Annotated in this window: 25 protein-coding genes and 1 pseudogene; 13 read left to right on the top strand and 13 right to left on the bottom strand. The window is 61.4% G+C overall.

Annotated elements, in window-relative coordinates:
* Positions 1-436: 436 nt before the first annotated feature.
* A complete protein-coding gene (tmaR, locus tag AC3WR3_RS15350; RefSeq protein ID WP_025328544.1) occupies positions 437-754 on the top strand; it encodes a PTS system regulator TmaR in 318 nt (105 codons plus the stop codon).
* A 214-nt stretch (positions 755-968) separates the two neighbouring features.
* On the top strand, positions 969-4,052 hold the full coding sequence (locus AC3WR3_RS15345) for a transglycosylase domain-containing protein (RefSeq protein ID WP_404837284.1): 3,084 nt from the start codon (positions 969-971) through the stop codon (positions 4,050-4,052).
* 79 nt (positions 4,053-4,131) lie between these two features.
* Here the strand turns inward: AC3WR3_RS15345 and yjgA are convergent, their stop codons facing one another.
* Positions 4,132-4,656, bottom strand: a complete 525-nt coding sequence (yjgA, locus tag AC3WR3_RS15340; protein WP_025328542.1) for a ribosome biogenesis factor YjgA — start codon at positions 4,654-4,656, stop codon at positions 4,132-4,134.
* A gap of 111 nt (positions 4,657-4,767) precedes the next feature.
* Here yjgA and pmbA point away from each other — a divergent pair, with 111 nt between their 5' ends.
* Positions 4,768-6,111: a metalloprotease PmbA gene (gene pmbA / locus AC3WR3_RS15335; protein ID WP_247625372.1), complete on the top strand. Its 1,344-nt coding sequence runs from the start codon at positions 4,768-4,770 to the stop codon at positions 6,109-6,111.
* 80 nt (positions 6,112-6,191) lie between these two features.
* Here pmbA and murA read toward each other — a convergent pair whose 3' ends face one another.
* The 7 genes from murA to mlaF are packed head-to-tail and all read right to left on the bottom strand — an operon-like array spanning position 6,192 to position 10,718.
* Entirely contained in the window at positions 6,192-7,448 is a 1,257-nt protein-coding gene (gene murA / locus AC3WR3_RS15330) for a UDP-N-acetylglucosamine 1-carboxyvinyltransferase (protein ID WP_005331316.1), read from the bottom strand.
* Positions 7,449-7,466: 18 nt separating this feature from the next.
* A complete protein-coding gene (gene ibaG / locus AC3WR3_RS15325) occupies positions 7,467-7,724 on the bottom strand; it encodes a BolA family iron metabolism protein IbaG (RefSeq protein WP_041204876.1) in 258 nt (85 codons plus the stop codon).
* Positions 7,724-7,996 (bottom strand): STAS domain-containing protein, encoded by a 273-nt coding sequence (locus tag AC3WR3_RS15320; RefSeq protein WP_270824606.1) that lies wholly within the window; start codon positions 7,994-7,996, stop codon positions 7,724-7,726. Before AC3WR3_RS15320 ends, ibaG begins: the two co-directional genes overlap by 1 nt.
* On the bottom strand, positions 7,993-8,628 hold the full coding sequence (gene mlaC, locus AC3WR3_RS15315; protein WP_025328538.1) for a phospholipid-binding protein MlaC: 636 nt from the start codon (positions 8,626-8,628) through the stop codon (positions 7,993-7,995). Before mlaC ends, AC3WR3_RS15320 begins: the two co-directional genes overlap by 4 nt.
* Positions 8,629-8,630: 2 nt before the next feature.
* Entirely contained in the window at positions 8,631-9,131 is a 501-nt protein-coding gene (mlaD, locus tag AC3WR3_RS15310) for an outer membrane lipid asymmetry maintenance protein MlaD (RefSeq protein ID WP_106885624.1), read from the bottom strand.
* Between the two features lie 7 nt (positions 9,132-9,138).
* Positions 9,139-9,918: a lipid asymmetry maintenance ABC transporter permease subunit MlaE gene (gene mlaE, locus AC3WR3_RS15305; RefSeq protein WP_202047363.1), complete on the bottom strand. Its 780-nt coding sequence runs from the start codon at positions 9,916-9,918 to the stop codon at positions 9,139-9,141.
* Entirely contained in the window at positions 9,918-10,718 is an 801-nt protein-coding gene (mlaF, locus tag AC3WR3_RS15300; protein WP_139438919.1) for a phospholipid ABC transporter ATP-binding protein MlaF, read from the bottom strand. The genes mlaE and mlaF overlap by 1 nt, the downstream gene beginning before the upstream one ends.
* Positions 10,719-10,924: 206 nt before the next feature.
* On the opposite strand from mlaF, the gene AC3WR3_RS15295 reads away from it, so the two are divergent.
* The 10 genes from AC3WR3_RS15295 (at position 10,925) to npr (ending at position 17,736) form a co-directional block, all read left to right on the top strand.
* Entirely contained in the window at positions 10,925-11,920 is a 996-nt protein-coding gene (locus AC3WR3_RS15295) for a KpsF/GutQ family sugar-phosphate isomerase (protein ID WP_139438917.1), read from the top strand.
* Entirely contained in the window at positions 11,920-12,474 is a 555-nt protein-coding gene (gene kdsC, locus AC3WR3_RS15290) for a 3-deoxy-manno-octulosonate-8-phosphatase KdsC (protein WP_202047361.1), read from the top strand. The genes AC3WR3_RS15295 and kdsC overlap by 1 nt, the downstream gene beginning before the upstream one ends.
* Complete coding sequence (gene lptC / locus AC3WR3_RS15285) at positions 12,471-13,031, top strand: LPS export ABC transporter periplasmic protein LptC (RefSeq protein ID WP_139438913.1); 561 nt, start codon at positions 12,471-12,473, stop codon at positions 13,029-13,031. The genes kdsC and lptC overlap by 4 nt, the downstream gene beginning before the upstream one ends.
* A complete protein-coding gene (gene lptA, locus AC3WR3_RS15280; protein ID WP_025328531.1) occupies positions 13,018-13,536 on the top strand; it encodes a lipopolysaccharide transport periplasmic protein LptA in 519 nt (172 codons plus the stop codon). The genes lptC and lptA overlap by 14 nt, the downstream gene beginning before the upstream one ends.
* 12 nt (positions 13,537-13,548) lie before the next feature.
* Positions 13,549-14,274: an LPS export ABC transporter ATP-binding protein gene (gene lptB / locus AC3WR3_RS15275; RefSeq protein WP_010675872.1), complete on the top strand. Its 726-nt coding sequence runs from the start codon at positions 13,549-13,551 to the stop codon at positions 14,272-14,274.
* A 65-nt stretch (positions 14,275-14,339) separates the two neighbouring features.
* Positions 14,340-15,779, top strand: coding sequence for an RNA polymerase factor sigma-54 (locus AC3WR3_RS15270; protein ID WP_139438911.1), 1,440 nt, complete (start codon positions 14,340-14,342; stop codon positions 15,777-15,779).
* 20 nt (positions 15,780-15,799) lie between these two features.
* Positions 15,800-16,087 carry a ribosome hibernation promoting factor gene (gene hpf, locus AC3WR3_RS15265; protein WP_005305957.1) on the top strand — a complete coding sequence of 96 codons (288 nt, stop codon included), beginning with the start codon at positions 15,800-15,802 and terminating at the stop codon, positions 16,085-16,087.
* Between the two features lie 2 nt (positions 16,088-16,089).
* A complete protein-coding gene (ptsN, locus tag AC3WR3_RS15260) occupies positions 16,090-16,536 on the top strand; it encodes a PTS IIA-like nitrogen regulatory protein PtsN (protein WP_010675870.1) in 447 nt (148 codons plus the stop codon).
* 40 nt (positions 16,537-16,576) lie between these two features.
* Positions 16,577-17,443 carry an RNase adapter RapZ gene (gene rapZ, locus AC3WR3_RS15255; RefSeq protein WP_139438909.1) on the top strand — a complete coding sequence of 289 codons (867 nt, stop codon included), beginning with the start codon at positions 16,577-16,579 and terminating at the stop codon, positions 17,441-17,443.
* Positions 17,444-17,463: 20 nt separating this feature from the next.
* Complete coding sequence (npr, locus tag AC3WR3_RS15250; RefSeq protein ID WP_005331359.1) at positions 17,464-17,736, top strand: PTS phosphocarrier protein NPr; 273 nt, start codon at positions 17,464-17,466, stop codon at positions 17,734-17,736.
* An 18-nt stretch (positions 17,737-17,754) separates the two neighbouring features.
* Here the strand turns inward: npr and AC3WR3_RS15245 are convergent, their stop codons facing one another.
* From AC3WR3_RS15245 to AC3WR3_RS15225, 5 genes and pseudogenes are all read right to left on the bottom strand, one after another.
* Entirely contained in the window at positions 17,755-19,659 is a 1,905-nt protein-coding gene (locus AC3WR3_RS15245) for a BglG family transcription antiterminator (protein WP_319917332.1), read from the bottom strand.
* 106 nt (positions 19,660-19,765) lie between these two features.
* A complete protein-coding gene (gene dagF, locus AC3WR3_RS15240) occupies positions 19,766-20,506 on the bottom strand; it encodes a 2-dehydro-3-deoxy-phosphogluconate aldolase (RefSeq protein WP_492292231.1) in 741 nt (246 codons plus the stop codon).
* 34 nt (positions 20,507-20,540) lie between these two features.
* A pseudogene (locus AC3WR3_RS15235) lies at positions 20,541-20,615 on the bottom strand (2-dehydro-3-deoxy-phosphogluconate aldolase); the annotation flags it as partial.
* Positions 20,615-21,730: a DgaE family pyridoxal phosphate-dependent ammonia lyase gene (locus tag AC3WR3_RS15230; RefSeq protein ID WP_492292230.1), complete on the bottom strand. Its 1,116-nt coding sequence runs from the start codon at positions 21,728-21,730 to the stop codon at positions 20,615-20,617. The gene AC3WR3_RS15230 and the pseudogene AC3WR3_RS15235, both read right to left, overlap by 1 nt.
* Positions 21,714-22,853 (bottom strand): amidohydrolase/deacetylase family metallohydrolase, encoded by a 1,140-nt coding sequence (locus tag AC3WR3_RS15225; protein ID WP_492292229.1) that lies wholly within the window; start codon positions 22,851-22,853, stop codon positions 21,714-21,716. The genes AC3WR3_RS15230 and AC3WR3_RS15225 overlap by 17 nt, the downstream gene beginning before the upstream one ends.
* Positions 22,854-22,889 lie beyond the last annotated feature (36 nt).

The raw sequence follows: 22,889 nt of genomic DNA, 5'->3' as shown, positions 1-22,889 counted from the left end.
TAGCGCCGATGGTAGTGTGGCATTCGCCATGCGAGAGTAGGACACTGCCAGGCACCCAACACGAAAAACCCCGCTCAATGAGCGGGGTTTTTTATTGCCTGACATTTCCCCAAAGCCTGCCCTGCCTGCCGAGATCGCGTCTGCTTATTCCTTGCGTTCACCAGTTTCGTCAGCTGTTGGTGCTCATGAGCTCCGGCACCGAAGGCTTCGTCTGCTGCCGCGCCTGGCTCTCCACTCTCACCAGTTTTCCATTTGATTCCTCACGCGGCGCTATCCTGCCGAAAGCCGGCGTCGGGCCTGCAATTGGGGTTGTATCTGCATCATAACTCGGTAGAGTAAAGGGCATTCCGGGTTTGCCCATACCATGCCTTTGCTTCTCCATCTGGTATGAGAGCATCCCACCCGTTTTCATTCACCTTCAGTCAGTGGTACCGATATGGAACAAGTAAACAAGTCTACTTTCAGCGATGTGTTGGAATATGTGCGTATGTCCCGTCGTCAGAACAAGCTCAAGCGTGAAATCGCGGACAACGAGAAGAAGATCCGTGACAACCAGAAGCGGGTGCTGTTGCTCGACAACCTGAGCGACTATATCAAGCCCGGCATGAGCATCGATGAGGTGCAGGCCATCATCGCCAACATGCGCACCGATTACGAAGAGCGTGTCGATGATCACATCATCAAGAATGCCGAGCTTTCCAAGGAGCGCAAGGAGCTGAGCACCAAGCTCAAGGGCATGAGTACCAGCAAGTAAGCTCACACCGCCATTCCCGAACACCGGCTTCCAGCCGGTGTTTCATTTCCATTCGGCAGCTCGGATCTCTTGCCGCACTGCAACAATCGGCTCCCATTTTTACAATCGCCCTGTTAACATCGCTGCAAAGCGGTCAATAGTTTTCAAGCCCTTGACTTGAAACGACTAAGCTTGATTGAAAGACAATAAATTGCGCAACCATGGTGGGGCTTATATGGGCGCATCAAAACAGACGGATTCGAACAAAGTGGCATCTCAGGATTCATCCGTACCGCATGCGGACGGGCAATATCAGCGTAAGCGTCGCCCTTGGTGGCGCTGGTTGTTCTGTTTCATCTTTTTGCTCTGCCTGGCTGCCGTGATCGCCCTGGTCGGTTATGAAATGAAGACCTCCCGATTGCAGTCGCAGGAGATCTCCCGTTATGCCGCCAAGCTGACGTATGAGCTGGAACCCGGTCCCAGCAAGCAGATCACCTTCCCGGAAGATGGCCCCTTCGACAAGCGGCTCGGTTATGTGCTGATGCCGATGATCCAGGAGCGCCTCATCCAGCGCGGCTATCAGGTGAGCGAGCAGGTGCGTTTTTCCGATGCGCTTTACAACTACGCCAGCCATGGTTTCTTCGTCCCCTATACCGAGAAGGTGCAGGCGGGGCTGACGCTGCACGACTGCCGTGCCGAGCCTTTCTATCAATACAAATACCCGACCCACTACTACCCTGATTTCAACTCCATTCCTCCTCTGGTCATACAGTCGCTGCTGTTTATCGAGAACCGGGAGCTGCTGAGCAACGAGCAGCCGCTGGCCAACCCGGCGGTAGACTGGCCCCGTTTCGCCAAGGCGGCGCTGTCCCAGGTGGGCAAGGCGCTGGACATGCAGGATCAATCCGCCGGGGGCAGTACGCTGGCGACCCAGGTGGAGAAGTATCGTCACTCCCCTGATGGTCTGACCCTGTCCCCCACCGAGAAGATCCGCCAGATGGCTTCGGCCAGCGTGCGGGCCTATCGATTGGGGCCAGAGACCCTGGAAGCCCGCAAACTGGTGGCCTGGGCCTATCTCAACTCGGTGCCGCTCTCGGCGGCTCCTGGTTATGGCGAGGTGCACGGCCTGGGGGATGGTCTCTGGGTCTGGTTCGGTGCCGATGTGGACGAGGTGAATCGCCTGCTGGATCCCGCGCGCAATCAGGACGCCACCCTGGCCGAGCAGGGGCTGGCGCTGCGCCAGGTGGTCTCTCTGATGATTGCCCACCGTCGCCCCTCCTACTATCTGGCCCAGGGGCGGGAGGCGCTGTCGACCCTGACGGACAGCTACCTGCGTCTGTTCGTGCAGGAGGGCATGATCACGCCGCCCCTGATGGAGTCGGCACTCAAGGCCAAGCTTGCGTTCCGCGACTTCCTGCAGGCGCCGGCGATCACCCGGGTCAATAACAACAAGGGGTTGCAGGTCGCGCGCACCCGCCTCAGTCGCCAGCTCGGGGTTCAGCTCTATGATCTGGATCGCATGGATCTGACGGCGGATACGACCCTCAACATGCCGCTGCAAAATGACGTCTCCCGTTATCTGCAGCAGTTGGCGGACCCCACATTCGCCGCCCAGGTGGGGCTGTTTGGTGAGCGCCTGCTCTCGCCGGAGAAGACGGGGGACGTGAAATACAGCTTCACCCTGTTCGAGAAGACGCCGGAAGGGGTCAAGGTGCGGGTGCAGACCGACAACACGGATCAGCCGTTCGACATCAATGAAGGCAGCAAGCTGGAGCTGGGCTCGACCGCCAAGCTGCGGGTGCTGACCACCTATCTGGAGATAGTGACCGAGCTGCATGACAGCTACGGGAACATGCCGGCCGAGAGCCTGCGCAAGATAGAGGTCTCCGATCAGGACAACATCAGCCGTTGGGCCATCGCCTACCTGATGAGTGCCAAGGACAAGAGCCTGCCCGTGATGCTGGAGGCGGCGCTGGATCGCAAATACTCCGCCAGCCCCTACGAGGGCTTCTTCACCGGCGGCGGTATGCACACCTTCAACAACTTCCGCAAGGAAGACAATAGCCGCATTCCGCCTATCCGCGACGCCTTGCGCGAATCCATCAACCTGCCCTTCGTGCGGCTGATGCGGGACATAGTGCGCTACAGCCTCTACAAGGAAGGCAACCGCGCCCAGTTGCTCAAGGATGACAAGGATCCTCGTCGTACCGAGTATCTGGCCAAGTTTGCAGACAAGGAGGGCCAGACCTATCTGCTGCGCTTCTGGCGCAAATATCGCGGCAAGACCACGGATGAGCAGCTTGATACCTTCCTCGACGGCCTCAAGCCCAGCGCAGTGCGCCTCGCGGCCGTGCATCGCTACCTGATGCCGGAAGCGTCACAGGCCGACTTTGCCGCCTTCCTGGCGAAGCGCCTACCGCGGGACAAGCTGAGTGACAAGCGAGTCGAGCAGCTCTACACCAGCTATGGTCCTGGTAAGTATTCACTGCCGGATCAGGGCTATATCGCCCGCGTCCACCCGCTGGAGCTGTGGCTGCTCTCCTATCTCAGGGAGTTTGACAAGGCCACCTTCGCCGATGCGGTCGCGGCCAGCCGGGATGAGCGTCAGGAGGTCTACAGCTGGCTGTTCAAGACCCGCCATCGCAGCGCCCGGGATAGCCGGATCCGCACCATGCTGGAGGTCGAGGCCTTCCTCGACATCCATCAGCGCTGGGCACGCCTTGGCTATCCGTTTGATCACCTGGTTCCCTCCCTGGCGACCGCTCTCGGCAGCTCGGGAGACAGGCCCGCCGCTTTGGCCGAGTTGATGGGGATCATCCAGAATGGCGGCATGCGGGCACCGACCCTGCGGATCGAGCATCTCTCCTTCGCCAAGGACACGCCCTTCGCCACCGCGTTCGAGCCGGCCAACACCCAGGGTGTTCGGGTGATGCCCATCGAGGTGGCCAACGCCCTGCGCAATGCCCTCTCCAAGGTGGTGGAAGGCGGTACGGCGCGGCGCATCGCCGGTGCCTTTGCCTTGCAGGATGGCACCGTGCTGTCGTTGGGGGGCAAGACGGGGACGGGGGATAACAGGATCGAGACGGTCGGCCGCTACGGCAATGTCACCAGCTCGCTGGCGCGCAACCGGACCGCGACCTTTGTCTTCTACATAGGGGATGATCACTTCGGTACCCTGACGGCCTATGTGCCCGGCAGCCAGTCCGACAAGTTCCGCTTCACCTCGGCACTGCCGGTACAGGTCCTCAAGGGGATGGCGCCCTTGCTGGTACCCTATCTGCAACCGGGCACTCACACCCAGTGCTTGCCAGGCAGCTGACGGTGCATAAAAAAACGGGGCCAGTTTGGCCCCGTTTTTGTTTCTGTCGGCGGCAGGTGTCCTGCGCCGACATTGTGACTCACAGCAGATCTTCTATCTCGCCGCGCAGGTACTGGTACATCTCGCGATAGGCCACCGGCGGCTTGTTCAGCTCCCGCTCCTTGTTGGCGGTGCGGATCAGCTGGCGCAGTTTCTGGCGATCCAGTTCGTGGAACTGGGACATCAGCTCGTTGAGGGCGCTGTCACCCTCGGTGATCAGGCGCTCACGCCACTGCTCCAGCCGGTGCAGGCGCGCATTCACGGTGGAGTGACGCATCTTGATGATGGAGAGGGCTTCCTCGATCTGCTCTATATCCCGGCTGCGCATCAGGCGGCCGATGAACTGCAGGTGGCGGCGGAAGGACTCGTCCTTCTTGGGTTTGAGCTTGCGACCCAGCTCGACGGCTTCGGCCAGCTCTTCGTCCAGCGGGATCCGTTCCAGCTCGCTGTGGCTCAGGGAGACTATCTCGGCCCCCAGTTTTTGCAGTGCCTCGGCGTCGCGCTTGAGCTGGCTCTTGCTGGGACCCCAATCGTCCAATTCGTTGTCGTCTTGATACTGACTCATCGGTCTCTGATTCCTGTCATTCGCGTTGGGGGATATGTTACCAGCTTCTCCCGCTGGGCGCAGGGGTCTGATATGCTTAGCCCCTTTCCTTCCTTCATACAGATGTGAGTTATGGACCAGCAAGATCAAATTCGCCAGGATCAAGCCCATCTCGAGGCGGTGGTCGCCGAGGCCCTGGAGATAGCCAGAGGGCTGGGCGCCGGGCTTGCGGAAGTCTCCATCAGCAAGCAGACAGGGCTGTCGGTGAATACCCGGGGCTGTGAGCTGGAAAGCATCGAGTTCAACAAGGATGGAGCGCTCGGCATCGCCGTCTATCGCAATGGCTGCAAGGGATCCTCCTCGACCACGGATCTCGGCAAGCCTGCCATTCGCGCCGCCGTCGAAGCGGCCATGGAGATTGCCCGCCACACCTCCCCCGATGAGTATGCCGGCCTGGCGGATGCCGAACTGCTGGCCTGGGATGCCCCGGATCTGCAACTCTGTCACTCCATCGAACTGGATCCCCAGCGTGGCATCGAGCTGGCCATCGAGTGCGAGCGGCTGGCCCTGGGGCGCGATGCCCGCATCAAGCACTCCGATGGTGCCAGCTTTTCAAGCCATCTGGGGGTCAAGGTCTATGGCAACAGCCATGGCTTCGTCAAAGGCTATGCGGCGTCGCGCAACTCCCTGAGCTGCGTGTTGATCGGCGAGCAGGATGGGGACATGCAGCGGGACTATGGCTACTCCTCCAGTCGCGCCCTCTCCGGCCTCTGGACCCCGCAGCGCATCGCCGACGAGGCGGTGGAGCGCACCGTCTCCCGTCTGGGGGCCCGCAAGATCAGCACCCGCCACGCCCCAGTGCTGTTTCATCCCGACACCGCCGCCGGCCTGTGGGGTCATCTGGTGATGGCCATCAGCGGCGGCAACCTCTATCGCAAGTCGAGCTTCCTGCTGGACAAGCTGGGCAAACAGATCCTGCCCGAGTGGCTCAGCATTCAGGAGTTCCCCCACCTGCTGGGGGGGCTCGCCAGTACCCCGTTCGACGGTGAAGGGGTACGCACCCGCGACATGGACATAGTGCGCAATGGCGAGCTGATGAGCTGGCTGCTTACCTCCTACTCGGCGCGCAAGCTGGGGCTGACCACCACGGGCCACGCCGGTGGCATCCATAACTGGCAGGTCTCCAATACCGGCCAGGACTTCCAGGGCATGCTCAAGGAGATGGGCACAGGCCTGCTGGTGACCGAGCTGATGGGGCAGGGGGTCAATATCGTCAATGGTGACTACTCCCGCGGCGCCGCCGGTTTCTGGGTGGAGAATGGCGAAATCCTCTATCCGGTTGAGGAGATCACCATCGCCGGCAACCTGGCCGACATGTTCAGCACCCTGGTGGCGGTGGGGAACGACGAGGACGAGCGCTCCAGCCTCAAGACCGGCTCTGTGCTGGTCGAGCAGATGAAGCTGGCGGGGCACTGAATCGCCAGACCCCGGAAATGAAAAAGGCCCCCTCGCCTGGCGAGGGGGCCTTTTTATTGCTCATCGGCAGGGAGTGACGATCACGCCTTGATACGCTCTATGCATCCGCCCAGGCCTTGCAGCTTGTGCTCTATGTCTTCATAGCCACGATCGATGTGATAGATGCGCTCGACCATGGTGGTGCCTTCGGCCACGAAGCCGGCGAGGACCAGGCTGGCGGAGGCGCGCAGATCGGTTGCCATCACCTGGGCACCCTTGAGTTGTTCGGTGTCGCGGCAGATGGCCACGTTGCCCTGCAGCTCGATGTCCGCGCCCATACGTACCAGCTCGGGCACGTGCATGAAGCGGTTCTCGAAGATGGTCTCGGTGACCATGCCGGTACCCTTGGCCACGGCGTTCAGCACGGTGAACTGCGCCTGCATGTCGGTCGGGAAGGCCGGGTAGGGAGCCGTCTTGATGGTGACCGGCTTGAGGGTGCGGCCCGTCATGTCGAGGGAGATCCAGTCTTCCCCCTTCTCGATGAGCGCACCGGCCTCTTCCAGCTTGACCAGTACGGCTTCCAGCAGGGAAGGGTCCGTCTTGCGGCAGGTGATCTTGCCCCCAGTGACAGCGGCGCCTACCAGGAAGGTGCCAGTCTCGATGCGATCTGGCTGGACGCTGTAGCTGCCGCCGTGCAGACGCTCGACCCCGTCGATGGTCAGGGTGTCGGTACCCGCACCCTGGATCTTGGCGCCCAGGGCGTTGAGGAAGTTCGCGAGATCGACCACTTCCGGCTCGCGGGCGGCGTTCTCGATCACGGTGCGACCGTCGGCCAGGGTGGCGGCCATCATCAGGTTCTCGGTGCCGGTGACGGAGATCATGTCCATCAGGATGTGGGCACCCTTGAGGCGACCGTCGACACGGGCCTTGATGTAGCCATCTTCGATGGCGATCTTGGCGCCCATCAGCTCGAGGCCGTGAACATGCAGGTTGACCGGGCGGGCACCGATGGCGCAGCCGCCGGGCAGGGAGACGTCAGCCGCGCCGAAGCGGGCGGCCAGCGGGCCCAGCGCCAGGATGGAGGCGCGCATGGTCTTCACCAGCTCGTAGGGGGCGACGTGGTTGTTCACGGCACCGGTCAGCACGGTCACGTTGCCGTTGACCTTGGTGCTGGCACCCAGCATCTCCAGCAGCTTGAGGGTGGTGCCCACGTCTTTGAGGCGCGGCACGTTCGAAAGCTGGATCTCCTCGTCGCACAGCAGGGTGGCGAACAGGATCGGCAGGGCGGCGTTTTTGGCGCCGGAGATGGTCACTTCACCGGAGAGGGTGCAGGGGCCGGTGATCTTGAATTTGTCCATGTTTACTTCTTTACCAAATCAGGAGGGCAGCTGGAATTTACGCTCGCGTTTCCACTCGGCGTCGGTATAGGCCTTGATGGAGAGGGCGTGGATGGCGTTGCTGGCGATCTTGTCCATCAGCGGGGCATAGATGGCCTGCTGTTTCTTGACCCGGCTCATGCCGTCAAACATGTCGCCGACCGCAATCACTTGATAGTGACTGCCGTCGCCTTTGACATGGACTTCGGACAATGGCAAAGCCTCAAGGAGTATCGCTTCAATTTCAGAGACTTGCATTATGCGTCCTCGGTGTTGGGCGGGGTGGGTTGAAACAGACTGGCCACCCCGTAGAGGTTGGCCAGGGTATAAAAATCAGTGGAGGCGCCCACCAGTTGCGGCGTGCCTCCCCGTACCAGAGTGGCTTTGGCCCACTTGACCAGCAGGGCCAGGCCGGCGGAATCCAGGGTGGTGACCCCGCTCATATCGAGCGCATCATCTTGCCACCACTCGGATCGCCGTTGCCACAGGGCGTTGACCTGCGGCGCCTGCAGCTCCCCATGGAGTGTCATGACTTGAGCACCAGCGGCTTGGCATTGTGCTCGCGCAACTGGGCGATCACCGCATCTATGCCGTTCTGGCGAATGAGGCCACCGAGCTCGCTCTGCTTGGCAGAGAGCAGGCTAATCCCCTCGGCGACCATGTCGAAGGCCTTCCACTCACCGGTCTTGTTGTTCTTGCGCAGTTTGAACTCGAGGAAGATGTCCGGCTTGCCGGCCTCTTTCACGCTGACGTTGACGGCGGTGATGTTGCTGTCACCGGGCGCTTTGCCCGGCTGGACCTTGACGGTCTGCTTGTCGAAATGGGCCAGGGCATCGGCATAGGAGCTCACCATGTATTCAGTAAAGACCTGGACGAAGGCATCGCGCTGGGCCGGGGTGGTCTCCTTGATCTGGTTGCCGAGCACCTTGTAGGCGGCGAAGCGATTGTCCACATAAGGGAGCAGCTCTTCGCGAATGATCACCCGCAGGTGGTCCGGGTTGCTCTTGACCTGGGACTGGTCCGCCTTCAGGCGGGCGAAGGTCTGCTGGGCAGCCTGATCCACCAGGGCATAGGGGTCGGCGGCATTGACCGCTGCCAGGGCGGAGACGGAAAACAGCATGCTGGTCATCAGGCCCAGCAGCAGGGCGATCTTCTTGAACATGGTTACTCCTTGGTTGCTGGCGTATCGGTGGCCGGGGAAGACTGGCTGTACAGGAACTTGCCAATCAGGTCTTCCAGCACGATGGCGGACTTGGTGTCTTCTATCATGTCGCCATCCTTGAGCATGCTGGTGCCCATCTCTTCATCGGTGAAACCCGGTGCCAGGCCGACATACTGCTCGCCCAGCAGACCCGAGGTCAGGATGGAGAGGGTGCTGGTTTCGGAGAACTCGCCAGCACTCTTCTGCATCTGCAGGGAGACGATGGGCACCTGGCTCTTGGCATCCAGCGTGATGTCGCTGACTCGACCGACGACGACGCCGCCGACCTTGACCGGCGAGCGCACTTTCAGGCCGCCGATATTATCGAAATGGGCGCGCAGGGTATAGGTTTCTCCTTCCGGTTTGAAACTCAATCCCGCCACTTGCAGTGCCAACGCCAGAATGGCTGCGATGCCAGCCAGCATGAAGGCACCGACCAGGAATTCTACTTTGCTGAACTTCATCTTTCCCTTATCCAAACATGACTGCGGTGAGTATAAAATCCAGACCGAGCACGGCCAGGGATGAGTGGACCACGGTACGGGTCGTCGCCTGACTGATCCCGGCCGAGGTCGGCTTGGCATCATAGCCATTGAAGAGCGCGATCCAGGTCACCACCAGCGCGAATATCACACTCTTGATGGCCCCTTGCATGATGTCGTCCTGCCAGTCGACGGAGGCCTGCATGGCAGACCAGAAGCTGCCCTCATCCACCCCTAGCCAGTCGACCCCGACCAGTTTGCCGCCGAAGATGCCGATCAGGCTGAACATGAAGGCCAGCAGCGGCATGCTGATGGCCCCGGCCCAGAAGCGGGGCGCCACTACCCGGCGCAGCGGATCCACTGCCATCATCTCCAGGCTGGAGAGCTGCTCGGTGGCCTTCATCAGTCCGATCTCGGCGGTGAGAGCCGAACCCGCACGACCGGCAAACAGCAGGGCGGTGACCACTGGGCCCAGCTCCCGCAGCAGGGAGAGGGAGACCAGGGGCCCCAGACTCTGCTCGGCGCCGAAGTCCTTCAGTACGTTGTAACCCTGCAAGGAGAGCACCATGCCGATGAAGAGGCCGGACACCAGTATGATGGCGACCGATTGTACTCCCACCACATAGAGCTGCTGTACCAGCAGGGGGAAGTGCTTGCGGGGCTCGGGTTTGCCCGCCAGCGCGTGAAACAGCATGATGGTGGCACGGCCGACGGCGCTGATGAACCGCACCCCGCTCCGCCCCAGCTTGCTTATCTGACTTATGAACATCACAGATCCTGTAGCAGGTCGCCTGCCGGAAAATGAAACGGAACAGGACCATCGGGCAATCCCTTGAGGAACTGCTCGACCTCGGGATTGTGCTCCTCGCGCAGTTGCTCCGGCGTGCCCTGCGCCACTACCCTGCGGTTGGCGATGATGTAGGCGTAGTCGGCGATGCTCAGCACCTCCTTCACATCGTGGGTGACGATGACGGAGGTGATGCCGAGGGCATCGTTGAGTTCCTTGATGAGCTTGACCAGCACCGCCATGGTGATGGGATCCTGACCGACGAAGGGCTCGTCATACATGATGAGATCCGGATCCAGCGCGATGGATCTGGCCAGGGCCGCACGACGGGCCATGCCGCCGGAGAGCTCGGAGGGCATCAGGCGGGCGGCACCACGCAGACCCACCGCCTGCAGCTTCATCATGACGATGGTGTGGATCAGCTCTTCCGGCAGACCCGAGTGTTCCCGCAACGGGAAGGCCACGTTGTCGAACACCGTCATGCCGGTGAACAGAGCGCCGCTCTGAAACAGCATGCTCATCCGCTTGCGCACCTCATACAGGCGGCCGCGGGAGAGGGTGGGAATGTCTTCCCCGTCAAACAGAATATGACCGGACTCAGGCTTGAGCTGGCCACCGATCAGGCGCAGCAAGGTGGTCTTGCCGATGCCGCTGGGGCCCATGACGGCGGTGACCTTGCCACGGGGAATGGTCAGGTTGATCCTGTCGTACAGCAACCTATCTCCGTGACTGAAGGTCAGGTCGGAGATGGTGATCAGGTCATCGTTCAAACAATTGTCCATCCGGTATAAATGAAGAGCGAATTTTATGGGCTAGTCTAGGTCTAAGCAACAGCAAGGAACAACTATTGAGCGGCTTTGCCCCCCAAATACGCGACAGTTTTATGTAACAACTTGCATCAGCAGCAGAGCGTCCCGCATCCGATTCGCTTATCTCGACAGACTTTTTTATAATCCCGCAGCAAATTTCGGCCCGGAGCTGTGCCTTTATGTCTGTAAAGCCTGAAAAAGTGTCTGAATTGTTCGATTTCCGTCGCAGTGCCCGTGCGGTGCTGGACATAGAAAAACAAGCCATCGATGGACTCTACCAGTACCTCGACGAGACCTTCGAGCGCGCCTGCGAGATGGTGCTGCGCTGCGCCGGCAAGATAGTGGTCACCGGCATGGGCAAGTCGGGTCATGTCGGCAACAAGATTGCCGCGACCCTGGCCAGCACCGGGACGCCCGCCTTCTTCCTCCACCCTGGCGAAGCCAGCCACGGGGATCTGGGGATGATCTCCGCCGGGGACCTCATCATCGCCATCTCCAACTCAGGCGAGAGTGACGAGATCCTGGCCTTGCTGCCGGTGCTCAAGCGCCGCGGCATTCCGCTCATCTGCATGACAGGCAACCCGGCCTCCACCATGGCGAAAGAGGCCAACGTGCACCTGTGCATCAAGGTGGAGAAAGAGGCCTGCCCGCTGGGTCTGGCCCCAACCTCAAGCACCACGGCGACCCTGGTGATGGGGGACGCCCTGGCCGTGGCCCTGCTGGAAGCTCGCGGTTTCACCGCCGATGACTTCGCGCTCTCGCACCCGGGCGGATCACTGGGCAAGCGGCTGCTGCTGCGGGTCGGCGATCTGATGCACAGTGGCGAGCTGTTGCCCCGGGTGGGGATAGATGCCACCATCAGCCAGGCGCTGCTGGAAGTGAGCCGCAAGGGCCTCGGCATGACGGCTGTGGTGGATGGGCAGGGGCTGCTGGCCGGTCTGTTCACCGACGGTGACCTGCGCCGGATCCTGGATCTGCAGGTGGACATTCACCACACCCCGATCAGCCGCGTAATGACGGCCAACTGTGTTACCGTAGGGCCTGAGATGATGGCGGCCGAGGCCGTCAAACTGATGGAAACCAGAAAGATTAACGGATTGCTGGTGGTGGATGAAGAACGGCGACCACTTGGCGCCTTCAACATGCACGACCTGCTGAGAGCCGGGGTGATTTGATGCAAGACGTACCGACCCTCTATGGTCCGGTGACGCGCAGCCAGTACGAGAAGGCGGCGCAGATCCGCCTGCTGGTGTGTGACGTGGATGGGGTGCTCTCCAATGGCTTCATCTATATGGGCAACCAGGGTGAAGAGCTGAAAACCTTCTGCACCCGTGACGGTGCTGGCATGCGTGCCCTGCTCAACGCCGGCATCGAGATCGCCATCATCACAGGGCGCAACTCCCGTATCGTCAGCGATCGGATGAGGGGTCTGGGGGTGCAGCACCTGGTGCAGGGGGCGGATCAGAAGCTGCCCCACTTCGAGGCGCTGCTGGCCAAGCTTGGTCTGGAGGCGCCGCAAGCCGCCTACATGGGGGACGACACCATAGATCTGCCGGTGATGCAGGCCTGCGGCCTCGGCATAGCGGTGGCGGATGCCCATCCGCTGGTGCTGGCTCGTGCCGATCTGGTGACCCGCCTCGGGGGCGGAGTGGGCGCGGTGCGCGAGGTGTGCGATCTCATCCTGCAGGCGCAGGGCCTGGGCGACTACCAACCCGAGGCTTCGGTATGAACAAGCAGACGTTTCTGTTCGGCCTGCTGTTTCTGGCGGCGCTGGCCGCCTGGCAACTCGGCGAGATCGAGCTGGCGCCCGAACCGGCTGCCAAGGTAGAGAACTATCAACCGGATTTCACCGCCAAGAACCTGGTCACAACCCGCTTCAACGAGCAGGGCAAGCGGACCGAGCGGTTGGAGTCCGAATATGCGGAGTATTACCAGATCCTCGAGCAGGCCACCTTCGACAAGCCGGTGGTCTACATGTTCGATGAGCAGGGGGAGGCCGAGTGGAAGGTCACGGCCGAAACCGGGGTGCTCAACACAGATGACAACGTGATCCTGCGTGACAAGGTCCATCTGGACGGCCTGCTGCCGGCGTCTTTCATCTCCACGCTGGATACCCCCTATCTGGAGCTGGATCTGGTGACCCAGGACGTGAGAAGCAACCAGCACATCAGCATAGTGGGTCAGGAATTCCAGACCGAGGGCGTTGGCCTGAAGGGCCATCTGGATCGTAAATATTTCGAATTACTGGATAAAGGCCATGCCACTTATTTCAATGAAAAACGTTAATCTGGCCCTCGCGGCCCTGCTGCTGTGCAGTACAGTGAGCGCCAAAGAGTCCGACTTTGCCGAGAAGGTCTATGTGGATGCGGTCAAGCAAGTGGCCGAGATGCAGGACAACCGCATCACCTTCAGCGAAGACGTGATCATCACCCAGGGCACCATCAAGATTAAGGCCGACAAGGTGGTGGTGATCCGCTCCGGCGACAAGGGCGCCGAGGTGATGACCGCCTATGGCAATCCTGCCACCTTCTTCCAGATCCTGGACAACGGCAAGCCGGTCAATGCCCACGGCAACAGCATTCGCTACGAGCTGAAGAACCGTCTGGTCACCATCACGGGCAACGGTCAGCTCAAGCAGGAAGACAGCCAGGTCACCGGCGACCTCATCCGCTACGACATCGTCAAACAGAAGATGATCGCCGAGAGCAAGGGACCCACCCAGCGCGTCAAGACGGTGTTCCTGCCGGATCAGGTAGAAAACTTCGACAAACCCGCCGATCAGAAGAAGTAGGAAACAGAAGCCATGGCAGTGTTAAAAGCAACGGGTTTGCAGAAGAGCTACAAGCGCCGCATGGTGGTCAGCGACGTGAGCCTGGAAGTGGGCACCGGCCAGATAGTGGGGCTGCTTGGCCCGAATGGTGCTGGCAAGACCACCTCCTTCTACATGATCGTGGGCCTGGTGCAGCGGGATGCGGGTCTCATCACCATCGACGAGCAGGACATCAGCCTGCAGCCCATGCATATCCGCGCCCGCAATGGCATCGGCTATCTGCCCCAGGAGGCCTCCATCTTCCGGCGCCTGTCGGTGTTCGACAACCTGATGGGGGTCATGCAGACCCGCAAGGGGTTGAGCCGTGAGGAGCGTGAGGATAAGGTCGAGCAGTTGCTGGAAGAGTTCAACATCACCCATATTCGCGACAGCCTGGGTCAGAGCCTGTCTGGCGGGGAGCGACGCCGGGTCGAGATTGCCCGGGCGCTGGCGGCAGAGCCGCGATTCATCCTGTTGGATGAACCCTTTGCAGGTGTTGATCCTATTTCGGTCATAGACATCAAGAAGATCATCCAGCATCTGAAGGAAAGAGGGCTGGGCGTGCTGATCACGGACCACAACGTCAGAGAGACGCTGGATGTGTGCGAGAAGGCCTACATCGTCAGCCACGGCAAGATGATTGCCGAGGGCGCACCGGCCGATATCCTCGCCGATGAGCAGGTCAAGCGCGTCTATTTGGGCGATCAATTCAGTCTATAGTAAGGGGGCACCCCTCATTTTTGTTAGGTGACTGCCTCGCTGAACATAAGGATATCCCGACGTAGATGAAGCCGACATTACAGTTGCGTCTCGGTCAGTCCCTGACCATGACGCCACAATTACAACAAGCGATTCGTCTGCTCCAGCTCTCCACTCTGGAACTCCAGCAGGAAATTCAGCAAGCGCTCGATAATAACCCCTTGCTGGAGCAGGAGGAGAATGAGGCGCAGGAAACCAGCCCGATAGAGCCCCAGGACGCCAGTCAACTCGACTCCAGCGACGCCATGGCGCAGGACAGCATGCCGGATGAACTGCCGGTGGACACCACCTGGGATGAGGTCTACTCCGCCGGGACTGCCCAGAGCGCCGGCCCCATTCATGACGGGGAAGACAGCGTCTATCAGGGGGAAACCACCGAAAACCTGCAGGACTATCTGCTGTGGCAGATGCGACTGACGCCGTTCAGCGATCTGGATGCCGCGATCGCCCTCGCCATCATCGATGCCATCGACGAGTCCGGCTACCTGACCGCCTCTCTCGAAGATATTCAGGCTGCAGTCAGCAGTGAAGAGGTAGAAGTTGAACTGGATGAAGTGGAAGCCGTGCTCAAGCGGGTGCAGCATTTCGATCCGGTCGGCATAGCCGCGCGCTCGGTGCAGGAGTGTCTGCTGATCCAGCTTGGTCAGTACTCGCCGGACCTGCCCTGGCTCAATGAGGCAAGGGAGGTGATCCGCGAGCACATGGACCTGCTCGGCAACCGCGACTATCGCACCCTGGCGCGCAAGACCCGGCTCAAGGAGAGCGATCTCAAGGAGGTGCTGGATCTCATCCAGCAACTGGAGCCCAGACCCGGCAATGGCATCATCCAGAGCGAGTCGCAATACGTGATCCCGGACGTCTCCGTGGTCAAGAAGGGGACGAAATGGGTGGTTGAGCTCAACCCGGATTCGGCGCCGCGCATCCGTGTCAACGAGGCCTATGCGGCCATGGCACGCAATGCCCGCAGCAGCACGGATACCCAGTTCATCCGCTCCCATTTGCAGGAGGCCAAGTGGTTCATCAAGAGTCTGGAGAGTCGCAACGACACCCTGCTCAAGGTGGCCAGCTGCATCGTCGAGCAGCAGCAGGGCTTTTTCGAATACGGTGAAGAGGCCATGAAGCCCATGGTACTCAACGACATCGCCGAGGCGGTGGAGATGCACGAGTCGACGATTTCACGGGTGACGACCCAGAAGTACATGCATACGCCCCGTGGCATCTTTGAACTGAAGTTTTTTTTCTCCAGTCATGTCAACACGGAGGGAGGAGGAGAGTGCTCATCGACCGCAATTCGCGCCCTGATCAAGAAGCTGGTGACGGCCGAAAACCCGGCCAAACCGCTTAGTGATAGCAAGATCGCGGATTTGCTGGCCGAACAGGGTATTATGGTGGCGAGACGCACGATCGCAAAGTACCGTGAATCCTTGTTGATCCCGCCATCCAATCAGCGCAAACGCCTGGTTTAGGCAAACAAAAGGAAGACGTTATGCAAATTAACCTGACCGGACACCATGTCGAGATTACCGAAGCTCTGCGTGATTATGTGAATAACAAATTTGCCAAACTCGAGCGTCACTTTGACCATATCAACAACGTACATGTGGTGTTGAGCGTCGAAAAACTGAACCAGATCGCCGAAGCCAAGCTGCACGTCAGCGGGGGAGAGGTGTTCGCCAATTCGCAGCATGCCGACATGTATGCGGCGATTGATACCCTGCTGGATAAACTGGATCGGCAGATCATCAAGCACAAAGATAAGTTAAATCAAAAATAACTATGCAACTTGAACACATACTGAGTCGGGACTGCACCAAGAGTGCGGTCCCTTGTACCAGCAAGAAACGCGCCCTCGAGATCATCAGTGAGCTGGCTGCAGAGCGCCTCGGCGCCTCCCGCCAGGTGCTGTTCGAAAGCCTGCTGGCGCGGGAAAAGATGGGCAGTACCGGGATCGGTGCCGGTATCGCCATTCCCCATGGCCGGATCGACGACGCCTTTGCGCCGACCGCCGTGCTGATGACCTTCTCCGAACCCATCCCTTTCGATTCTATCGACAATCAACCGGTTGACCTGCTCTTTGCATTGCTGGTGCCGGAAAGCGAGTGCAAGCAGCATCTCAAGACCCTTTCCCTGATGGCATCCAAGCTGGGTGACAAGGCCGTCTGCCGCCAGTTGCGCCAGGCGACCAGCGACGAAGAACTCTATCAGATCATGACCTCGGCCTGATGCCGGGTCTGACACCGCCACGTTGGCGTGAGGGGACAAGATGCAGTTAATAGTGGTAAGCGGTCGTTCGGGCTCCGGCAAGACGGTGGCCCTGAGGGTGCTGGAGGATCTGGGTTACTACTGCGTGGATAACCTGCCGGTCAACCTGCTGCCCCAGCTGATCGTCTCGGTGGAGAGCCAGTATGACAAGCTGGCGGTCAGCATAGACGTGCGCAACCTGCCGACCCAGCCAGACAAGCTGGACAACCTGCTGACCCAGGTGCGCAACGAGGGGCGGGTGGAGTTCTCCAGCTTCTTCTTCGATGCAGACAACGGGACCCTGCTCAAGCGCTATGGCGAGAGCCGCCGGCTGCACCCCCTGTCCCGCAAACAGCTGTCGCTGGATGAGGCGATCCGGGAAGAGACCCACCTGCTGGCGCCCCTCTCCTCGACCGCCGATCTGCGCATCGATACCACCAACCTCAGCATTCATGACCTCAGCGAGCTCATCAAGACCCGGGTGCTCGGCAAGAAAGAGAACGAGCTGGTGCTGGTGTTCGAGTCGTTCGGCTTCAAATACGGCATCCCCAAGGATGCGGACTTCGTGTTCGATGCCCGTTTCCTGCCCAACCCCCACTGGATCCCGGAGCTCAAGCCGTTTACCGGTCAGGATGAGCCCGTGGCCAACTACCTCTCGGCCCAGGCGGACGTGATGCTGTTCATCCAGCAGATAGAGAACATGCTGGTGACCTGGTTGCCCCACCTGGAGCGCAACAATCGCAGCTATGTGACCGTCGGCATAGGTTGTACCGGCGGACAGCACCGTTCGGTGTTCATCGCCGAGCGGCTGGCCAGCACCTTCCGACTGCTTGGCAAGAACGTGCAGATCCGTCACCGCACGCTGGACAAGCGCTCCACCCAAGCCTGACAGACCCACAGGATGTTCAGATGACAGTTTCCGCCTCGGTAGAAGTCAAAAACAAGCTGGGAATCCATGCCAGACCGGCCATGATGCTGTTCGAGCTGGTGCAGGGGTTCGATGCCCATGTGCTGCTGCGCAACGAGGACGGCATCGAGGCCGATGCGGACAGCGTGATCGGCCTGCTGATGCTGGACTCTGCCCAGGGTAAGCAGGTGGAGGTGCAGGTGGAGGGCCCCGAAGAGGTGGAGGCCCTGGCCGCCGTGGTGGCGCTGTTCACCTCGGGCTTCAACGAGGAGTGAGCGACGCCTCCTCCGCCGTCATGAGCCAGCGCGCGCCAGCGCCTTGAAGTCGTAAAAGTCCCGACAAGCCAGCAGATTCCTGCTGGCTTTTTCGTTCATCAGCGCCAGAAACAGATCGTAGAGCCCCATCGCCTCCTCGTAGTCCGCCTTGCTGATGGCGAGCACGAAGACGAGGGTGGCGGTCTCGCCATTGCCCCAATCGATACCCTGAGGGGCCAGCACGGTATAGACCAGGGTGCGGCGGGCCAGCAGGCCGAGGGAGTGGGGCAGGGCTATGCCCTCTCCCAGCATGGTGGAGACGATGCGCTCCCGCTCGTGCAACGACCCCCTGAAGCCCGGCTCTACCAGCTGCTCGGACTCCAGCTGGTCACAGATGCGGCCAAACAGCTGCGCCTGGCTGAGCGGCTCTGTGACCACCATGAAGTGGTCGGCATCGAAGTACTTGTCCAGCAGGTAGGGGCGGGTGCGGTCGATCAGCACCAGCTTGCCGAGCTGCTCCAGCTGGTATTGGGTCGGGAAGGGAGCGACCTGCACCACGGGGGCGTTCTTCTCGCTCACCTTGACGGTGCTGATGACAAAGTCCTGCTCGATGTGCGCCAGTCCCTCGTAATCCCGTACCGATTCCAGGCTGGTCAGCTGCAGCTGGGGGTACTCCCGCCGGATGCGCGCCTCCAGTACCCGGAAGGTGGCGTTGCCCGCATCGCACAGGAGCATGGCCTGGGGACGACGGGTGTAGCCGATGTCATGGTGGCGCTCCAGGCCGACCCCGATATGGATCACCAGATAGCCGATCTCGTGATGGGTCAGCCGGTAGGGGGTCTGCCTTATCCACTCCGAGATGGCGGCCAGGGTGATGTCGTAGGCGAGGGGATAGTACTGCTTGATGTGGTCCGCCAGCGGGTTGTGGCTGCCTATCTGGTATTTGACCCGCAGCAGCATGGCGCTGATGTGGGTCTGCAGATCGGCCCGCAACTGCGGGTCGGCGCGCAGGTCGTAGGGGTAGTGCTGGTGGATGTAGGTCAGCAGATGCTCCACCAGCTGCTCGCTTTCGGCGGCCATGGCCGGGCTGAGCTGGGGGGTATCGGCAGTGAGGCGGGCCTGGATCTGGATGGCGAGGCAGGCGATCTCCTCCTCCCCAGGCGGGGTCAGGGTCGGCAGCTCGCCATAGATGTCGCGGGCCACCGCGGCCAGGGTCTGGGTGATGTCGTCGCTGGCAAACTCGCGCAGTTCGTGGCCCGCCGCCTGACGCAGCAGGGCGACGGCGCAATAGATGGCGAGCTGTTGCAGGCTCTCGTCGGCGAGGCGCAACTGATGGCGGCCGAGCTGATCGTGAATATGGTTGCCCACCACTTCCAGGGTCTTGCTGGGGCAGAGGGTGGGCAGCAGGCTCTGCAGCGGGTGGTTGTTCAGCAGCTCCTGGCACAGCAGCTGGGTCAGGCAGGCACGGATCGCCGTCTCGCTCCCCTGGATGCGCATGCCCAGCCGTGGCTTGCTCTCTATGGTGAGCCCGAAGTGGGCGAGCCGCTCCCTCACCTGTGCCATGTCTCCCTGCAGGGCCGCCCGGCTCAGATACCAGGTATCCGCCAGCTCATCGAGCTTGATCCCCTGCTCCGCCGTCAGCAGCAGGATCTGCAGATGCAGCACCCGCTCGCGACTGGTGCGCGGCAGGCTGCTCTCCTGCTCCTGTGCTGCCAGCAGCGCATCAAACAGCCCCTGATTGTAAATCTTGAGCTGATAGCCGGTGCCGCGCTGGTGGATCAGGTGGGCGCCCTGGGTGGCGATCAATTCGTTGAGGGTCGCCACGTCGGTGCGCACTGTGCGGGTGGAGACATTGAGGCGACGGGCCAGCTCCTCCTGGGGCAGCGGCTCGGCATGGAGCTGGGTCAGCAGTTGATGGAGCCTGGGGTGGGGCAGCTTGATCATGGGGTGAGGCAAGACTCCTGTTGCGAAATAAAGGGTCGATGTTAACAAGGGGGTCATCAACAAGCCAGACACCGGCCAGTGATCGGACCGGTGCCTGCGGGTGTCGTTATGCCAGCAGAGACTTCACCGTGGCGAGCAGGGTACGCACATCCTCGGGGCGGGTCTGGCCGCTCCCGCTGTCGATGATGGAGCTGTAGACGTGGGGGATCACCTTCTCGACCCCGGCCTCCAGCGCGATGCGCACTATCTCCTCGAAGTTGTCGAGATCGATGCCGCCGGTGGGCTCCAGCCAGAAGCCGTGACGAGCACAGGCCTCGGCCACCGCCTGATACTCGTCGCGGCAGGCCAGGCCTCCCATGGGGAAGAACTTGACCGAGCTGCCACCCATGTCCTTGAGCAGGGCGATGGCGGTGTCGATGGGCACAATCCCGTCCGGCTGCTGGCTACTCAGGGGGCCGGTGGAGATCTTCACCATCCCCGGCGTGCCGGTGGGAGAGACAAGGCCATTGACGATGGTTTCAGGCTGGCCCAGCAGAGCCCGGCTGGGGCCCACCCCGGTGAACACCTGGTTGACGTGCTGGGGCTGCAGCTGGCGAGCCAGCTCGGCCACCATGGCGGACTGGCGGGGATCGCCGGCCCCCAGCCCGATGGAGAGGGCGTTGTCGATAAGCCTGGCGTACTCCCCCATGTCGGCGACGGCGGAGGGCACATCCGGATAGTTTTTCGAGAGCACGCCGACCAGCACGTGCCCCTCGGCCGCCTCATAGATGTCGACGGCATTCTGTCTGGAACCTGCCAGTACGTTGAGGCAGACGCGATCACGGTAGTAGTTGGGAGCAAGGGACATCAGTGATCCTCCTGAATTAGATATGGTTTTGGACGACGGCATGCTGTTTGGAACCCGCTAATACATCGAGACAGACGCGATCACGGTAGTAGTTGGGAACAAGGGACATCAGCGATTCTCCTGAACGAGGTTGGCAATGGCGGCATGGATCTGGTCGAGCTGGGCCGGGCTGACGCTGCGCACGTCGATCTCGATGTGCCCCTCGTTGGCCTTGTAGCCGCGGCAGTAGATGGCCGGATTACCCTGCTGCAGACGGGCCACCAGTTGCACCGTGGTCATGCCGATCTGAGCGTGGTCGAAGGCGATGTCGGTGCGGGCTATGTCGCGCCCGGCGCTGTCCCACACCACCCGGGCGGTGACGCCGGGCAGCAGGTTGAGGCGCTCGATGAAGGACGCCATCTTGGTAGCCATGGCGGCGCCGCTCTCCTGCTCTTTCTCCAGGTAGCGCTCTATGGCGTGGGTCAGGCCGAGGATCCCCTCCTTGCCCACCTTCATGGCGCGGCCTATGCCGTTGGCCTGCTGCTTGACCCACTCCACATACTGACGCTTGCCGAGCACCAGCCCGCTGGTGGGCCCTTCGATGGCCTTGGCGCCGCTGTAGATGACGAGATCGGCGCCCTGGTTGTAATAGAGGCGCAGATCCTCTTCCGCCGCCGCATCGACGATGAGCGGGAGCCCGTGGGCTCTGGCCACCTCGGCCGCTTCGGCCACCGACAGAATGCTCTTCTGCACGCAGTGGTGGGACTTGATGTAGAGGATGGCGGCGGTATTGGCATTGATGACGGCAGCCAGCTGGGCGGGGGAGCACTCGTTGGCATAGCCTGCTTCCACCACCTTGCCGCCCCCCAGATTGACCATGGTGCCGACCGGCGCTCCGAAGTTCACGTTGTGACCCTTGGGCAGCACGATTTCGCTTGGCACGGCATGGGCATGGGCATGCAACTGCTCCAGCCGGTAGGGATCGCCGCGCACTATGACGGCGGCCACCGACTGGGCGATGCCGGCACTGGCGCAGGAGACCACGACTGCGTCTTCCACGCCGAGCAGATTGGCCAGGTAGGCACCTGTCTTGTTGACCAGATCCTTGACCTCGAAGTAGTGGCCCAGGCCGAAGTTGACCGCATCGACCACCTCCTGCTCAGGGGTGGAGACACCGAGGATGGTCATGCGCCCGGAGGCGTTGATCACGGGTTTGAGCCGATATTTCTCATACACGGAAGGCATGGTGGGATTGTCCATATTGAGTGAGAACCAGGTCACCGCCGACCAGGGCGGCGAGGGGATGCAGTTGCCGGTCGCCGCTGCGGGCACCGGCTTCGGTATCGGTAAAGAGAGTGGGGCCGCAGCTCACCTCGAACAGAGTCAGATCGGCATCTGCGCCCACCTCGAGCCGGCCCTTGCCGGGCAGGCGCAGGGCATCGGCGGCCTGGTGGGTGACGCAGGCAAGCACCTGCTCCAGGGTCATGCCGATGGCGAGAAACTTCGACATCACGTGGGCCAGGCTGTAGACGGGGCCCTTGATGCGGTTCTTGCAGTAGATATCCGAGCTGATGGTGTGAGGCTGTATCCCTTGCCGGATGGCGGCCTCCGCCACCTCGAAGCTGAAGCTGGCGCCACCGTGGCCGATGTCGAGCAAGAGCCCCCGCTTCATCGCCTCGCGTACCGCCAGGCGCAGTTCGCCTGCCGGGGTCAGGATGCGGTTGGGCTTGCCGTTGAAGCAGTGGGTCAGCAGATCGCCATCTCCCAGCAGGGCGACTATCTCGTCGAGATCCGGCGGCGTGTTGCCCACGTGCACCATGAGCGGCAACTGGCCATTTTGCCGCTGGATCTGCTTGGCCATGCGCAGGGGCTGCAGGCCGTTCTCGCCCACCACGCTGCCGCTCATCCGGGCCTTGATGCCGACGATGAAGGAGGGGTGGCGGCGAATGGCAGCCCGGGCGAGAGCGGGATCAATGTCGGCGGGGTCAGCCAGCTCGTTCTGGCGCAGCAGGCCGATGCGGGAGATGTTGAGCAGGGCGTGGACCCGGGTCTTGCAGCCAGCGGCGAGGCGCTGGAAGTCGTCCACATCGTCGGCCCCCGTGCTGCCCGCATCGATGACGGTGGTGACACCGGACTCGACGCCCACCTTGTCCGGCTCATCCTGATAGATGGGGGAGGCGGGGTAGCAGTGGGTGTGGCCGTCAATCCAGCCTGCGCTCACATGAACCTGCCCGGCCAGAGTGAGGGTTTGCTTCGCCTCGGCGCTCTCTGGCAGTGCACCCAGCGCCGCTATCTTGCCGTCCTGGATGGCGATGTCGATGAGCTGGCCATCTCCCTGGCGTCCCGCTCTGATGATGATGTCGTACATGCTGATGGCCTCTGGAGCGCCGCCCCGCAGGGCGGC

It is taken from the genome of Aeromonas sp. EU05-FHT14A05 (assembly GCF_058791175.1).
The sequence above is the reverse complement of the archived record's forward strand: the minus strand, read 5'-3'. Positions and strand labels throughout refer to the sequence as shown.

Coding starts and splice junctions, on each gene's coding strand:
- AC3WR3_RS15320 (WP_270824606.1), bottom strand. CDS start 7,996: ATGACACTCCATGGGGAGCTGCAGGCGCCGCAGGTCAACGCCCTGTGG.
- AC3WR3_RS15245 (WP_319917332.1), bottom strand. CDS start 19,659: ATGATCAAGCTGCCCCACCCCAGGCTCCATCAACTGCTGACCCAGCTC.
- ibaG (WP_041204876.1), bottom strand. CDS start 7,724: ATGCAAGTCTCTGAAATTGAAGCGATACTCCTTGAGGCTTTGCCATTG.
- mlaC (WP_025328538.1), bottom strand. CDS start 8,628: ATGTTCAAGAAGATCGCCCTGCTGCTGGGCCTGATGACCAGCATGCTG.
- AC3WR3_RS15345 (WP_404837284.1), top strand. CDS start 969: ATGGGCGCATCAAAACAGACGGATTCGAACAAAGTGGCATCTCAGGAT.
- murA (WP_005331316.1), bottom strand. CDS start 7,448: ATGGACAAATTCAAGATCACCGGCCCCTGCACCCTCTCCGGTGAAGTG.
- pmbA (WP_247625372.1), top strand. CDS start 4,768: ATGGACCAGCAAGATCAAATTCGCCAGGATCAAGCCCATCTCGAGGCG.
- yjgA (WP_025328542.1), bottom strand. CDS start 4,656: ATGAGTCAGTATCAAGACGACAACGAATTGGACGATTGGGGTCCCAGC.
- kdsC (WP_202047361.1), top strand. CDS start 11,920: ATGCAAGACGTACCGACCCTCTATGGTCCGGTGACGCGCAGCCAGTAC.
- AC3WR3_RS15230 (WP_492292230.1), bottom strand. CDS start 21,730: ATGCCTTCCGTGTATGAGAAATATCGGCTCAAACCCGTGATCAACGCC.
- ptsN (WP_010675870.1), top strand. CDS start 16,090: ATGCAACTTGAACACATACTGAGTCGGGACTGCACCAAGAGTGCGGTC.
- lptA (WP_025328531.1), top strand. CDS start 13,018: ATGAAAAACGTTAATCTGGCCCTCGCGGCCCTGCTGCTGTGCAGTACA.
- lptB (WP_010675872.1), top strand. CDS start 13,549: ATGGCAGTGTTAAAAGCAACGGGTTTGCAGAAGAGCTACAAGCGCCGC.
- mlaE (WP_202047363.1), bottom strand. CDS start 9,918: ATGTTCATAAGTCAGATAAGCAAGCTGGGGCGGAGCGGGGTGCGGTTC.
- AC3WR3_RS15295 (WP_139438917.1), top strand. CDS start 10,925: ATGTCTGTAAAGCCTGAAAAAGTGTCTGAATTGTTCGATTTCCGTCGC.
- mlaF (WP_139438919.1), bottom strand. CDS start 10,718: ATGGACAATTGTTTGAACGATGACCTGATCACCATCTCCGACCTGACC.
- lptC (WP_139438913.1), top strand. CDS start 12,471: ATGAACAAGCAGACGTTTCTGTTCGGCCTGCTGTTTCTGGCGGCGCTG.
- mlaD (WP_106885624.1), bottom strand. CDS start 9,131: ATGAAGTTCAGCAAAGTAGAATTCCTGGTCGGTGCCTTCATGCTGGCT.
- AC3WR3_RS15270 (WP_139438911.1), top strand. CDS start 14,340: ATGAAGCCGACATTACAGTTGCGTCTCGGTCAGTCCCTGACCATGACG.
- dagF (WP_492292231.1), bottom strand. CDS start 20,506: ATGTCCCTTGCTCCCAACTACTACCGTGATCGCGTCTGCCTCAACGTA.
- hpf (WP_005305957.1), top strand. CDS start 15,800: ATGCAAATTAACCTGACCGGACACCATGTCGAGATTACCGAAGCTCTG.
- npr (WP_005331359.1), top strand. CDS start 17,464: ATGACAGTTTCCGCCTCGGTAGAAGTCAAAAACAAGCTGGGAATCCAT.
- AC3WR3_RS15225 (WP_492292229.1), bottom strand. CDS start 22,853: ATGTACGACATCATCATCAGAGCGGGACGCCAGGGAGATGGCCAGCTC.
- tmaR (WP_025328544.1), top strand. CDS start 437: ATGGAACAAGTAAACAAGTCTACTTTCAGCGATGTGTTGGAATATGTG.
- rapZ (WP_139438909.1), top strand. CDS start 16,577: ATGCAGTTAATAGTGGTAAGCGGTCGTTCGGGCTCCGGCAAGACGGTG.